General features: G+C 59.4%; 12 protein-coding genes. 1 reads left to right on the top strand and 11 read right to left on the bottom strand.

Going from position 1 to position 13,812, the window contains the following annotated elements; all coding sequences use genetic code 11:
* Positions 1–3: 3 nt before the first annotated feature.
* The 7 genes from QZR14_RS06430 to msbA all read right to left on the bottom strand — a co-directional run bounded on the left by QZR14_RS06430 (position 4) and on the right by msbA (position 8,283).
* Positions 4–804, bottom strand: a complete 801-nt coding sequence (locus QZR14_RS06430; RefSeq protein ID WP_311996154.1) for a hypothetical protein — start codon at positions 802–804, stop codon at positions 4–6.
* A gap of 58 nt (positions 805–862) precedes the next feature.
* Entirely contained in the window at positions 863–1,570 is a 708-nt protein-coding gene (locus QZR14_RS06425; RefSeq protein ID WP_250602898.1) for a hypothetical protein, read from the bottom strand.
* Positions 1,571–2,545, bottom strand: a complete 975-nt coding sequence (locus tag QZR14_RS06420) for a glycosyltransferase (RefSeq protein WP_311996153.1) — start codon at positions 2,543–2,545, stop codon at positions 1,571–1,573. It abuts the gene before it with no gap.
* Between the two features lie 130 nt (positions 2,546–2,675).
* The gene (gene hldE / locus QZR14_RS06415; protein WP_007915721.1) at positions 2,676–4,097 is read right to left on the bottom strand and encodes a bifunctional D-glycero-beta-D-manno-heptose-7-phosphate kinase/D-glycero-beta-D-manno-heptose 1-phosphate adenylyltransferase HldE; all 1,422 of its coding nucleotides are present in this window, start codon (positions 4,095–4,097) and stop codon (positions 2,676–2,678) included.
* Between the two features lie 64 nt (positions 4,098–4,161).
* On the bottom strand, positions 4,162–5,562 hold the full coding sequence (locus QZR14_RS06410) for a PIG-L deacetylase family protein (RefSeq protein ID WP_311996152.1): 1,401 nt from the start codon (positions 5,560–5,562) through the stop codon (positions 4,162–4,164).
* 4 nt (positions 5,563–5,566) lie between these two features.
* Positions 5,567–6,463: a GNAT family N-acetyltransferase gene (locus QZR14_RS06405; RefSeq protein ID WP_311996151.1), complete on the bottom strand. Its 897-nt coding sequence runs from the start codon at positions 6,461–6,463 to the stop codon at positions 5,567–5,569.
* Positions 6,457–8,283 (bottom strand): lipid A export permease/ATP-binding protein MsbA, encoded by a 1,827-nt coding sequence (gene msbA / locus QZR14_RS06400; protein WP_250602894.1) that lies wholly within the window; start codon positions 8,281–8,283, stop codon positions 6,457–6,459. The genes QZR14_RS06405 and msbA overlap by 7 nt, the downstream gene beginning before the upstream one ends.
* A 125-nt stretch (positions 8,284–8,408) precedes the next feature.
* Between msbA and QZR14_RS06395 the strand changes: the two genes are divergently transcribed.
* A complete protein-coding gene (locus tag QZR14_RS06395; RefSeq protein ID WP_311996150.1) occupies positions 8,409–9,062 on the top strand; it encodes a toluene tolerance protein in 654 nt (217 codons plus the stop codon).
* Between the two features lie 3 nt (positions 9,063–9,065).
* Here the strand turns inward: QZR14_RS06395 and QZR14_RS06390 are convergent, their stop codons facing one another.
* The 4 genes from QZR14_RS06390 to QZR14_RS06375 form a co-directional block, all read right to left on the bottom strand.
* Complete coding sequence (locus tag QZR14_RS06390) at positions 9,066–10,505, bottom strand: hypothetical protein (RefSeq protein ID WP_311996149.1); 1,440 nt, start codon at positions 10,503–10,505, stop codon at positions 9,066–9,068.
* A 75-nt stretch (positions 10,506–10,580) separates the two neighbouring features.
* Positions 10,581–11,489 (bottom strand): glycosyltransferase family 2 protein, encoded by a 909-nt coding sequence (locus QZR14_RS06385; protein ID WP_311996148.1) that lies wholly within the window; start codon positions 11,487–11,489, stop codon positions 10,581–10,583.
* Positions 11,482–13,236, bottom strand: coding sequence for a carbamoyltransferase family protein (locus QZR14_RS06380; protein WP_250602890.1), 1,755 nt, complete (start codon positions 13,234–13,236; stop codon positions 11,482–11,484). The genes QZR14_RS06385 and QZR14_RS06380 overlap by 8 nt, the downstream gene beginning before the upstream one ends.
* A 171-nt stretch (positions 13,237–13,407) precedes the next feature.
* Positions 13,408–13,743, bottom strand: a complete 336-nt coding sequence (locus QZR14_RS06375) for a YceK/YidQ family lipoprotein (protein WP_311996147.1) — start codon at positions 13,741–13,743, stop codon at positions 13,408–13,410.
* Positions 13,744–13,812: the final 69 nt, after the last annotated feature.

The raw sequence follows: 13,812 nt of genomic DNA, 5'->3' as shown, positions 1-13,812 counted from the left end.
GGTTTAGCGCTGGCGATCCCACCAGGTGCGCAATGCGGCGAAGAAATGGAAGTAGCGGTTTTCGCGCTTGCCCATGCCGCGCTTGGGCGAGAACGATTCTTCGGCAAAGGCACCGGTAATGCGCACCCGCGATGCCTGGGTCGGCAGCGTGCAGATTTTCGCGTCCACCTGCTGCAGCGCATATTTGAGCAAGCGCTCGGAATGCAGCTTTCGGCCTGTCGCCTTGCAGAAATCGAAAATGCGCTCGATCCGCTTGCCGTACGCGACATACGTATCGCGCCCGCACACGGCAAAACGGTCATTCAAGCCGCCCCACCACTGCCAGTCCGGAATGTACGCATAGTGCCGCCGCGCCTGCGGATGATTGAACACATAGCCGGGCAACGCAGTATGGAAAAAATTATCCGGCCGCACGAACACGACGAAATCCGGATCGAAGGATTCAATCATCGTAGTCACGGTATGCAGCGAGTTGAGCTGATAGATCAGATTGCGCAGCGACGCATAGTCATCGGCCCAGGTGTCGCCCTGGGCTTTGACCCGCTCGAAATCCCAGCGCTCCAACACACCTTCGGTCGAAGTCAGCGTGCCGATCATGGATTCGAAGGGCTGGTAGTTATCCGCCGTCAGCTCGCCTTTCTCGCCGGAACGCGAGTTCTGTACCTCTTCGATCTTGTATAGATGGTAGAAGCGTTTGACGTCGCTCCCCGCAGGCAACTGCGCCAGCACGTTTTGCTCGATGGAAGGGAAACAGATCGGCGAATTTCTCGGGATCCCGAAGAACGCCACGGCAATTTTCAACACTCAACAGCACCTTTTGAAAGTAGGTCGGGCCTGCTGGCAACCGGATAGACGATGTCGCTTACTTTGCCCGAAACAGCTTTTGCCACCAGCGCCGGGGTTGCAGCGGCACCACGATGATGTCCGATTTCTGCAGCCAGTCGCGCTCATAGTCCCAGGCATGGCCGCCCCAGAGTTTTCCTGCTTCGTTGGAAAAGCCCAGGGTCATAAGCTGATAGGTAAAACCGGCATGGCCGCGCAACCAGTCAAACACCACCAGCGTGTTGAAACCGGTGGAAGGCCCGACATAGCGCTTGCCGCCCGGACGGTCGACCGGGTAGTTCCATAGCGGCGGCAGCGGAATGCGATCCCGGTACATGGCCACACGTGGCAATGGACACATCGGTGCGGCGCAGCCCACCAGCATGCTGAAACAGCGCTCGCGCGCCTGCTCGAACATCCGCTGTACCGGCGGCGCGTAAGGCAGACCAAAAAAATACGCGTCAGGCGCGTTATAGCCATGCACGAAGACATTAACGCTGTGCTCATTGAGCAGCGCTGCCTTGATGCAGGTATTGAAGCTGACAACGATGTCATCGACGCCAATATTCAGCGCCTGAAAATCCGCCGCTGTGATCGCCGGATTGTTGGCAATCAGCACGACGCGAGGCGCACGGCTCAGGCAGTCGAGAAGCTCGGCGGGCAAGGCCCCGAGGACGGACTGATCACCACCGGGCAGCGCATCCAGCGCCATGTGTTCGCCGGATTGCGACGATTGCTGATCCTTCATTCAGACGGGCACCTTCATCCCGTAACGCAGCTTCACCCAGAAGCGTGTGAACGCCGAGGGCGGCTGCCATGGACGCATCTCACGCTGAATTTCCGTGGCCAGTGCCTGACCGACCCGAGCAAATGAATAGCGACTTTCCGCAAAGGCCTGGCCATTGCGGGCGATGCGCTCTGCCAGTTCCGGGTCGCTTTGCAGCAGCTGGATCTTTTCCACCGCCTCTTCTTCGCTGCGGTAGAACACGGTGTTGTGCATGTCCTCAAAACCGAGCAAGCGGTCTTCTTCGCCCTGGCTCCAGGCCAGCAACACACAGCCGCAGGCCATGGCTTCAAAGTTCTTGATCATGAACTCGTTCATGCCGATGTCGGCGCTGACGAAAATCCGGATGCGATTGAGCGTCTGCAGGTATTCCTCACCCGACTTGGTGCGGGTCACCAGCATCCCGGTACGCCTGGAGAGCGACTCAAGCATGGCTTTACGCTCGGCATACTCGGTGCTTTTCAGGCTGCCAAGAAAGCCGATGGGAATGTCCCGCTCAACGCCGGTGTTGTGCAGCATCTGCTCGTCATAACCTTTGGAGACGAACACCGTGTCGATGCCTTCGGCGAGCATCTTGCGCGCGACCACGGCACCCGACACCAGCGCCCGACAACTCGGCAGGCGGCTGTACAGCCGCGAATACACACCGCGATACTTACTCGCCGGCATGTAGTTCTGATAGGCGTCGTGTTCGAGGAAGACCAGACCGGGTATGCATTTGAGCACCCGCAGTTGCGTGGCCAGACGTTTGACCCGGGAGAAAATCACCACGCGATCGAAGGTCTGGTAATCGACCGAGGCCAGAAACGACCCCAGATTCAACTGCTGTTTTTTGCTCAAACGGTAGATGAAACACTCATCACAGTTCTGCTGCACGATGTCGTAGAGCCGGTCGAGAATGACCCGCTGCTCGTCCATCACCAGGAGCATGACTTTCATAAGTTAATTGACCACGCGACGTAGGCAGGCAAGCGCATCGGATTCAAACCTGCCAACATCAACGGAAACGGTTAGATCCCCAAGGCAAAATCCGTTCACACGCAGTACACAACGGTAAAAATTCATCTGATCAACGACTGCGAATCTTCTCGACAATCGCAGTTGTCGAGCTGTTTTCCACCAGTCCCAGCACCTTCACGGTGCCACCATAAGCCGAGACGATATCCGCGCCGACCACCTGATCGATGCCGTAGTCGCCGCCCTTGACCAGCACGTCCGGTTTGACCTCGCGCAGCAGGTTTTCCGGGGTGCCTTCAGGGAAACTGATCACCCAGTCCACCGCGCCGAGTCCGGCGAGAACCGCCATGCGCCGGTCAACACTGTTGATCGGGCGGCCCGGGCCTTTGAGGCGGCTGACCGAGGCATCATCGTTGACCGCGACAATCAGCCGATCACCTTGTGCCCGCGCCTGCTCCAGGTAGGTCACATGGCCGGCATGGAGGATGTCGAAGCAGCCGTTGGTGAAGACGATCTTCTCGTTGTGCGCGCGGGCATCGGCTACGGCGAGCAGCAACTGCTCCAGGCCCAACACACCACGTTCGGAACCTTCCTCACGCTGAATCGCGCGACGCAGTTCCGGGGCGCTGATCGCAGCTGTACCGAGTTTGCCGACCACGATGCCGGCGGCCAGGTTGGCCAGCGCGACGGCGTGGGGCAGGTCTTCACCGGCGGCAATCGCGGCGGCCAAGGTAGAGATCACCGTGTCACCGGCACCGGTGACATCGAACACTTCACGGGCACGGGCCGGCAGGTGCAGCGCCGGCTGATCCGGACGCAACAGGGTCATGCCATGTTCGCCGCGCGTTACCAGCAGCGCACCGAGTTCGAGGTCGTGCATCAACGCCGCGCCCTTGCTCACCAGCTCATGCTCGTCGACGCAACCGCCGACGATGGCTTCGAATTCGCTGAGATTGGGGGTAATCAGGCTGGCGCCACGATAGATCGAGAAATCCTTGCCCTTTGGATCGGCCAGCACCGGAATATTCTTCGCGCGGGCGGCCTGGATCAGCGCCTGATGGTTTTTCAGGGCGCCTTTGCCGTAGTCGGAGAGCACCAGCACCTTGATCCCTTCGAGCAAGTCGTCGACCTGCGAACCGAGGGCCAGGGCATCAGTAGCGAACGGTTCTTCAAAGTCGATACGCAGCAGTTGCTGGTGCCGGCTCATGACCCGCAGCTTGACGATGGTAGGCTGGTGCGCGATGCGCTGGAACAGGGCACGTACGCCCGCGCCTTTGAGACTGTTGCTCAGGCTGTCGGCAGCTTCGTCATCGCCGGTCACACCGACCAGCGACGCCGGCGCACCCAGCGCGGCAATGTTCAAGGCAACGTTCGCGGCACCGCCCGGACGGTCTTCGATCTGCTCGACCTTAACGACCGGCACCGGCGCCTCAGGGGAAATCCGTGAGGTTCCGCCATGCCAGTAACGGTCGAGCATGACATCGCCGACTACCAAGACCGGGGCTTGATCGAAACGCGGCATGGACAACTTCATGGAGCAACCCACATACAAAATGAACAGGGGCGCGATATTAACACAGGGTAAAGCGCCGTCCGCCTCAATCTGAAAGGTCGCGCACCCAGAACAACTCGTGACGCCGCACCGCCTTGCGGAAAAACTCGTTACTGCCCGTTTCAGGCCAGCGACGGCCGGCCAGAGCCTGCTGGATCCAGCGACGCAATTGCCTTTTGAACACCTGCCCACCCTGCAGATCGTGTTCCATGGCCAGCGCCATGGCTTTGTCCAATTGCACATCCGCTGACAACAGCGGACTCCACAGACGGTCGGCCGGCAACGGCTCGATGGCCGGTGGCAGCGCGATACCGGCCCCGGCAGGCCCCATCGGCCAGCGATCGTTGTCGTGCAGGTGATTGGCGTACATCAGCAGGGTTGTCGGCTTCCAGCTGCTCAGTTCGATTGCCTCAAGCAGCGCTTGGGTCGACGCTACATGATCACTGTGGGGATCGAGTTCAGGATGCGGTGTAACGACCACTTCCGGGCGGTAGTGCTCAAGCAGGGCCGCCAGATCACCCAGCAGGTTTTGCCAGGTCGGCTGCCCGTCAACATCGGCGGGCAGGGTCAACGGGTTATGCAGGCGCACGCTGCGAATGTCGTTTTCCTGCGATTCCCGGGAGCCGAACGCCTGGGTCGGCGTTTCGGCCATCGAGGGCAGTTGCAGGCAGTAATAGCCCAGTTGCACACAACGCTCGGCAGACACACCACCCCACAGAGGGATCACCAGACTGTCCCAACTGCGCAAACGCCCTTTCAAACGTGCCGCAGCGGCTTGATCAAGCCCCAGACGCTGGAAGTCTTCAGCCTCGATCTCGCCTTGGGTCAGGGTGACGATACTGACCTCTTCGCAGCGGCTGTACAGGCCGAAGGCAGCAAGTTCAGCATCATCGGCATGGGGCGCGATGATCATTACCCGCTGGCGGCTGTAATCCGGATTGGCCATGACCCACAACACGCCCGTCGCCGCGGGTACGCAGTATCGGCCACGCAGCGCCAGAGTCCCTTGCGCCAGCGCATCGGCTTGCCCCGACAGGTTGAGAAACCGCCGCCCCCTGACGCCACGCTCCAGCTCCTGACGATCATCGCCCACTTCGACGCCGGGATCGAACCAGCGCCCCAGCCAGGTGGACTTCACTTCGAGTTCGAGCAGCAGCGTCTCGCCCTGTGCCAGCGGCTCGCTCAGACGAACCACGCCGCCCGCGAGGCTCACCGCCTGCCGCGCGGTGTCTGCCGGGAAGTTGTATTGATAGTCGTCACCAGGCTGGTAGAACAAATGGTCGGCAAACCAGGCCTCGTGAGCGACCCAGGCCAGCACCAGCAACAGCGGCACCAGCCACCACGCGATCAGCACGCCGATCAGCAACAGCACCAGCACAAAGGCGATCAGGAACAGACGCCTGTTGCGCCGATGGGCCTTGAGAAGCTGTTGCTTGCGAGCGCTCATGAATTCAGACCCTGTAGACCGGCACCGTGTGGCACCAGCGATCCTTGTACTCACGGTCGGCACGACCGAATGAATAACGCAAAGGCTTACCCAGCGCCTGCGCGTGCGCCCAGGCCTCTTGGGTATTGACGAAACTCAACACACTGCCGGGGCTGAACTCGCGGCTCTGCGGGTCGACGCCACCGTTGATGTACTCCAGCGAAACCCATTGCGGGGCTTCGACGCGGTACAGCACTTGAATGGCCACGGGCGCCGAATCGAGCATCGCCACGGAACCGGTCATGAACTCGCGCAACAAGGTGAAGACCTCAACCAGACCGGCCTTGCCCGGCACTTCAAAGCCCCAGCGCCGGTGAAACAGATCGCCGTAAGCGGCAGCCTGTTCCTGCGGGGTAAAGTCGGACATCGGCACCAGCGATCCGCCCGCTTCTTCCAGCAGACGCTGTTCGCGACGCTGGTTGTAGCGGAATTTCTTCGAATACTCTTCCGGAAGCCGAGCCAGGGCCAGGCCCTCAGGCTGCGGCTTGAGCGTGCTGATCTGCTCGGCATTGAGCTGGGACACATAGGCCATGCGCTGGCGCACCGGCACGATGACATCGGGCGCGATCGGCAGAATGATTTCCGCATTGCCCATGTCCAGCAAGCCGCGCTTGCCCTCGCGCTTGAGCACTTCCTTGGACAGGGCAACATGCCGCCCCCAGCAAGGGATGGCGGCAAGCACATCACCGCCAACGACCCAGCCCAGGTAGCGCAACTCGATGCCAAGGAACGTCGACATGCGCTCGACAACGTCGGGATGCGTGGCAAAACTGCCGCCGAACTGCTGCCAGGCGCGGGCGTAGCTGTCCCGGTCGATTTCGCTCCAGCCACGCTCGCGAAAGCTGCGAAACATCGTCAGCATACGTCGGTCGCGTGTGCCGGCTGAGGCTCGTCACCCTCTTCAAACTCTTTGGCGTGCAGACGGGCGTAATAGCCGTTCTGTTCGAGCAATTGCGCGTGAGAGCCGCGCTCGACGATGCGGCCTTCGTCCATGACCAGAATCAGGTCGGCTTTCTCGATGGTGCTCAAACGGTGGGCGATCACCAGGGTCGTGCGATTCTGTACCACATGATCCAGGGCAGCCTGGATATGCCGCTCCGACTCGGTATCGAGCGCGGAAGTGGCCTCGTCGAGAATCAGCAGCGGCGCATCCTTGAGCAGCGCCCGGGCAATGGCGATGCGCTGACGCTGGCCGCCGGACAACAGCACGCCGTTTTCGCCGACCATGGTTTCATAGCCCTGCGGCATCTTGACGATGAACTCGTCGGCATAGGCTTCGGTGGCCGCTCGCTTGACCTCATCGAACGGCGCGCCGGCCAGATCACCGTAGGCGATGTTGTTGGTCACCGTATCGTTGAACAGCGTGACCTGCTGGGTCACCAGCGCAATCTGCCGACGCAGGCTGCGCAGGGTGAAGTCCTGCACCTGCACGCCATCGAGCAGGATCTGACCCTGCGCATCATCATGCTGATAAAAGCGCGGAATCAGGCTGGCCAGGGTCGACTTGCCACTGCCCGAACGGCCGACCAGAGCCACCATTTGCCCCGGCTCGACGACGAAGCTGATGTCGTTGAGCACCGCTTTGTCGGTGTCCGGATAGTGGAAGCTCAGATTACGGACTTCCAATCGACCTTCGAGACGATCGTGCTCGACCGTACCGCGATCCACTTCCGCCGGCTCATCCAGTTGCTCGAAAATGCTTTCGGCACCGGCCACACCCTTCTGGATGGTCGAGCTGACTTCCGACAATTGACGGATCGGCTTGGGCAGCAGGCCTGCCATGGTGATGTAAGCCACCAGATCGCCCGGCGATGCGTCGCCGCGAAGGTACAGCACAAGAAACATGACCACGGCCATGGCGCTGTACGTCACCAGTTGCAACATCGGCGTGTAAACGGCGCCGGTCTTGGTCATCGTCAACTGCTTGTCGGTGTTGCTCTGGCTGGCATCGCGGAAGCGATCCTTTTCGTATTGCTCGCCGCCGAAGCTGCGCACAACCCGGTAGCCATGGATGGTTTCGGACGCGACATGCGTGACGTTGCCCATCGAGACCTGGATCTTTTTGCTTTGCTTGCGGAATTTCTTGCTGGTGCTATTCACCATCAAGCCGATCAACGGCAGGATGGCGACCATCACCAGAGTGAGTTTCCAGTTCATCCACAACAGCGTGCAGAACAGGAAAATCACGGTCATGCCTTCACGGATGACGACTTTGATCGCATCCGTTGCCGCGCCGGTGACCATGGTCACGTTGAAGGTGATCCGGGAAATCAGGTGACCGGAATTGTTCTTGTCGAAGAAGCGATTGGGCAACTCCAGCAATTTGTTGAACAACACCACCCGCAGGTCATGCACCAGACCCAGAGAAACCCGCGCCAGGAAGAAGTTGCCCAGGTAAGAACCTACGCCCTGCCACAACGCGATGAACACAATCATCAGCGGCACGGTTTCGAGCAACTGCAGCTTGCCCAGATAAGGGTTGCCCGGAAACAGACTGGCTTCAGGATTGGCCAGGCCATCGACAAAGTATTTGAGGATGTAAGCGAGCATCGGTTGAGTCGATGCGAAGATCAGAAACCCGACGATGCTGAGAAGGAAAAGGCCGGCATAAGGCCGCACGTAAGCCAAAAGGCGGAAATAGATCGCCAGCGTGGACTGGGCTTTCGGTTCAGGACTGCTCATGGTGATCCGCGCAATTCAGTGAGGCGCCGATGATATCACACGCGTTTTTGCCCCGATAAACATGACTTCAAGCCAGCCTTCGACCAAGTCGGTTAAGATACCCCGCTAATGATGGGGAGCCCGATATGCAATCGATTGATCAAAGCACTTACGAGGCACTGCGCAAGGGTGCACACGTACTGGAGGCCGACGGTTCCGGCGACAAAGTGCTCAGATTGGCCGATGGACGCATGCTCAAGCTGTTCCGCCGCAAGCGGCTGCTCAGTTCGGCGCTGTTCTACCCTTATGCACAACGCTTTGCCGACAATACCCGCGCGCTCGAACAGCGCGGCATCCTCTGCCCGAAAGTCATTGCGGTCTACCGCATCCCGAGCATCGAACGTGACTGCGTGTATTACAGCCCGCTGGAAGGCAATACCGTGCGTCAGCTACAGGGCATTGACGAAGAGGCTGACACACTGAGATTCCAGTTGGGCGGGTACTTCGCCCTGCTGCACGAAAAAGGTGTGTACTTTCGATCACTGCACTTCGGCAATGTCGTGCTGACCCCCGACAACCGTTTGGGCCTGATCGATATCGCCGACCTGCGCTGCCAGAAACGCGCGCTCAGTGACAGCAAACGCCTGCGCAATTTCGCGCACTTGCTGCGCTACAAGGAAGACCGTCAATGGCTGCTCGGCCAGGACGCCGGCGACACATTTATAGAAGGCTACCGGCAGGCACTGCCGAGCAACCGACAAGCGCCGCTGATTTCGCGCCTGCGTCCGCTGCTCGGTTAAGCCTTAGCGGCCGATAACCACCACAGTGGCACCTTTGCGATTGGCGAAATGCTCGATGATGCGCAGCTTGTGCGCCACCAGCCACTCGTTCAGCCAAGGTTCGTCACCTTTGGCCTCAATGAGGAAATATTGATAGTCGCCAGCGTGCGCTGCCGACATCGCTTCCTCTGCGGTCAGTGCCGGCATCACGTAGCCGCGACCGGCGTAATAGCTGATCCGTCCATCCTCGAAATACGTCTTCGCCCCTGGCTCGACATGGGCCGACAACCAGCGCCCGGCCTCGACGTAATGGGTTTTGCCGGCGCCGGTGGAGATGACGTTCGACAGCATCACCAGCAGCCCCAGAGCCACCAGCCACTTGCCGCAACGCGGGAACTCGCGAACGAACGCCGCCATGCCCATCGCCAGCACGGGCACAAACAACAGATTCAGAAAACTCAGGTAGCGCGTATTCATGAACTGCTGCTTGATGAAAAACAGCACCAGCACGACCAGATACAGCAACGCCGCCCAGGCGAAGGGGCGATAGTCGCGCCAGTAGACACCTAACACCCCCCAGCTGCGCCGCAGAATGAAAGGGACAGCAAACGGCCCCATCAACTTCACGAAACTGATGGTCATGGTCGCCAGAATGCCGAAGAAAATGATCCGGCCGGCTTCATCCTGGGAGTACTTGTTGATGAGCGAATTGGCAAACTGATCGCACAGCATTTGAAAGGAAGCAAACACACTGTGCGGCGCAATCATGTCCAGATACAGCATCACGCGCGCCGACATGAGTACGCCGGTTGCCGAAACGGCCAGCAGTCCCAAAATCGGCAGCAGCGCAAACTGGGCAAACTGCATCCGTCGGCCAGATGACCACAGGTTGGGTAACTGCCACAGGGCCAACGCCGGCACCAGCAACAAGGCTTCCAGCCGAAAAAGGGCTGCTGCGACGATTGCCAGATGGATCAATGCCGCGCGCAGCCAGCCGCCACGGGCCTGCCAGCGCAGTGCGAGCCAGAGCGTCAGTGTGCAGAAGAACCAGAAACCGCATTCACGGATGATGTCGTTTCGGAAGGCATTCACCGCCGGCATGGCCAATACCACCAGGCACGCCCAACGGGTAACCTGCGCAGATCGTTGACGAACGCAGTCCACCATCAACGCGCTGGTGCCGGCAAAAAAGAGTGCACACCAAAGATAGGCACTCAGCTCGAGCGGCAAATGCAGCACCGTGTGAGTAGCAGCCAGCAGAAAAGAAAACCAGGGCCAGTCGAAAGCAGCCCAGGCCACATTCGGCCCCTGCTCGGTGACCTGTTGCGCAATATCGATGTACAGCGCGGCATCACGCCCGACTGTCGCGGTGCCCAGCACGGCTATCAGCGATAACAGCGCGCTGCCCAGAAACGCCAGCCAGACCGGGTATTCGTCGATGATTCTGGAGACTTGAGTTGCCACGCTACCGCCCGTACCTTTCACCCAGCCACCTCATCGACATCCATTACAAGGTACGCGCAGATCACCGCGACCCGCTTACCGAAACAGCAACCGCAAAGCCTTGCGGGTGTATGACCAACGCGAAAACGTCCGCCAGTCTGCACGCAAAGCCTGGAAATAGAACGACCTGGCCAGTTTGTACTCGCCATGGGAATAACAGTCGCGAAACAGCGACAAACAGCGCTGAGCCAGAAACGCCTGGCGCAGATCACGCATTTCTTCGGGCATGCGCCGACTGGAGAACACTTCGCTGACGACCTGCTCGGTACCGGCAGCAAGGCTTTGGCGCAAATCATGGCGCATGCTGTCGGCGTGTTTGTAGATCAGCGCCAGAGGCTTGTCCAGAACGGTGCAGGGGTAACGCGCCAGCACTTGGGCAAACACTGGCAGATCCTCGACATTGCGCAGATGTTCCGGGTAATTGCCCGGAGCGAACACCTCGCGGTGCATCGCGCAGGCACCGTTGGAAATCGATACCGTCTTGTTCAGCAGGTAGCCCTGCAGGCGCTGGCGGGCCGTCACAGGCAGCGGTTTGGCCGCCTGCAAGCTGCGTCTCCCGTCAGCAAACACCGACCAGTGTGCACCGATGACCATTAGGCTGTCTGGATGTCTGGCAATGTGCTGCGAAAGCGCAGCCAACGCCCCAGGAGCCATTTCGTCATCGGAGTCGAGAAATATCAGGTACCGCCCGGTTGTCTCTTCGAGACCCCGATTGCGTACCGATGACAATCCGCCGTTGCTTTTACGCAGCGCGCGAAAACGCCCACCATGCTTGAGCAGGAGTTTCTCCACTACCTCAGGCGTATCGTCTGTCGACCCGTCGTCGATGACCAGCAGATCCGCCGTCGCTTCATCCAGTTGCGCCAACACCGACTCCACTGCACGTGGCAGGGTTCGCGCGTAGTTGTAGACCGGAATGACGACGCTGATCAGTGTTTCAGTCAAGTTCGTATCCTTTCACACCCTCTTTTACGACCAGAATATCTTCCATGATCAGGTATTCCAGATCCGAACCGAAAAACATGTTCAGCGCGTCGGTCGGCGAGCAAATCATCGGTTCGCCACGACGGTTGAGCGAGGTGTTCAGCGATACGCCGTTACCGGTCAGGTTTTCCAGCGCCTTCATCATGTCGTAGTAACGCGGATTGTATTCACGCTTGAGAACCTGGGCACGAGAAGTGCCATCTTCGTGAACGACTTCCGGCACACGGGTCTTCCACTCTTCCGCCACTTCGAAAGTGAAGGTCATGAACGGCGCCGGATGATCGATCTTGATCATCTGTGGTGCAACGGTGTCGAGCATCGACGGGCAGAAAGGCCTCCAGCGCTCGCGGAACTTGATCTGATGGTTGATGCGGTCGGCCACGCCGGCCACGCTCGGGCAACCGATGATCGATCGGCCACCCAGTGCACGCGGACCGAACTCCATACGGCCCTGGAACCAGGCCACCGGATTGCCATCGACCATGATTTTGGCAATCTGTTCCGGCATGTTGTCGAGCTTGCGCCAGGTCGGCTTGTTCTCATGACGGGCGCAGGCGGCGATCACGTCCTCGTTGCTGTACGACGGGCCGAGGTAAACGTGTTCCATCTTCTCGACCGGCACACCACGGGCGTGAGACACGTAGGCAGCGGCACCGACCGCCGTACCGGCATCGCCGGACGCCGGTTGCACGAACAGTTCCTTGATGTCGTCGCGGGCAATGATTTTCTGGTTCAGTTTGACGTTCAGCGCACAGCCACCGGCGAAGGCCAGTTTGCCGGTTTCCTTGAGCACGTCGCCCAGGTAGTAGTCGATCATCTGCAACGCCAGCTTCTCGAACAGCGCTTGCATGCTCGCGGCGTAGTGGATGTACGGTTCGTCAGCGATGTCGCCTTCGCGTTTCGGCCCCAGCCACTCGATCAGCTTCGGCGAGAAGTAAAAGCCTTTGCCCTTCTCTTTATAACGACGCAGGCCGATAACGTTAGCGTAGTCGGTGTTGATCACCAGTTCGCCGTTTTCGAACGAGGCCAGACGCGAGAAATCGTACTTGCTGGCATCGCCGTACGGCGCCATGCCCATGACCTTGAACTCACCGTCGAGCATCTCGAAACCGAGGAACTCGGTGATCGCGCCATACAGGCCGCCGAGAGAGTCCGGATCGAAGAATTCCTTGATCTTGTGGATCTTGCCGTTTTCGCCGTAACCGAAGAAGGTCGTGGCGTATTCGCCCTTGCCGTCGATACCAAGGATCGCGGTTTTCTCTTTGAAACCGGAGCAATGGTAGGCGCTGGAAGCGTGAGCCAGGTGATGCTCGACCGGTTCGATCTTGATCTTCTTCGGATCAAAACCCAGTTGTTCCAGGCACCAGACAATCTTGTTGCGGTAGCGCTTGTAGCGACGGTTGCCCATCAGGATCGCATCAAGGGCGCGATCCGGCGCGTACCAGTAACGCTTGGCGTAGTGCCAGCGCGCCTTGCCGAACAGGCTGATCGGGGCGAACGGGATCGCGACTACGTCAACGTCGGACGGCTTGATGCCGGCCTGCTCAAGACAGAACTTCGCCGATTCGTAGGGCATGCGGTTCTTTGCATGCTTATCGCGTACGAAGCGCTCTTCTTCAGCCGCCGCCACCAGCTTGCCGTCGATGTACAAGGCTGCTGAAGGGTCATGGCTAAGGGCGCCGGACAGGCCAAGAATCGTCAATGCCACAGGGGTCTAGCCTCTTTAGTCTGCGTGCAGGCGCGATGCGCCTTGAAAATTGATGTGCCCTCGCGCAGGGCGAGTGACAGCTAAAGGGCGGGATTATAGCGTAAACGAGTGGGGAATTACCCTGTGCGATTGTCCCCGGGTGAATGGTTTTGATAAACCTTGCCCTGCTACTCAGTAACCGCTCCTGCGCCAATAAATAGCAAGATTGCCGTCGGTGACCTGACGATAAACCGTATAGGGCAACGCTACTGTATCGAATACACCGGACAATGGCAGATCCAGCAGCACGAAAGGTACCAGGAATCCGCTGGGATCCGGGGGCGCGTTCAACACGCAGAAATCGAAGGCCAGACCGCTGTAAATCCGCGGAATGGACTGGCAGTAGGTTTTTTGCTTGCGCATGTCCCGCGCCACGTCGGCATCGTCCTGCAGGACGGTCATGGCGCTGCCGCAGCCAGCCAGAACCCATGAAAATATACTCAGCGTTGCAGCCTGTTTGATGGTCAAGATTCGCCCTCCAAGGTCGTTGGGCAAATTAGCATCGGGGCTGAACCTGGCACAGTTCATGGCATCTGG

The organism is Pseudomonas sp. rhizo66 (assembly GCF_031931925.1).
GTDB lineage: Bacteria > Pseudomonadota > Gammaproteobacteria > Pseudomonadales > Pseudomonadaceae > Aquipseudomonas.
This window is presented reverse-complemented; position numbering and strand designations above follow the sequence as displayed.

Coding starts and splice junctions, on each gene's coding strand:
- QZR14_RS06425 (WP_250602898.1), bottom strand. CDS start 1,570: ATGAAGGATCAGCAATCGTCGCAATCCGGCGAACACATGGCGCTGGAT.
- QZR14_RS06420 (WP_311996153.1), bottom strand. CDS start 2,545: ATGAAAGTCATGCTCCTGGTGATGGACGAGCAGCGGGTCATTCTCGAC.
- hldE (WP_007915721.1), bottom strand. CDS start 4,097: ATGAAGTTGTCCATGCCGCGTTTCGATCAAGCCCCGGTCTTGGTAGTC.
- QZR14_RS06410 (WP_311996152.1), bottom strand. CDS start 5,562: ATGAGCGCTCGCAAGCAACAGCTTCTCAAGGCCCATCGGCGCAACAGG.
- QZR14_RS06405 (WP_311996151.1), bottom strand. CDS start 6,463: ATGCTGACGATGTTTCGCAGCTTTCGCGAGCGTGGCTGGAGCGAAATC.
- msbA (WP_250602894.1), bottom strand. CDS start 8,283: ATGAGCAGTCCTGAACCGAAAGCCCAGTCCACGCTGGCGATCTATTTC.
- QZR14_RS06395 (WP_311996150.1), top strand. CDS start 8,409: ATGCAATCGATTGATCAAAGCACTTACGAGGCACTGCGCAAGGGTGCA.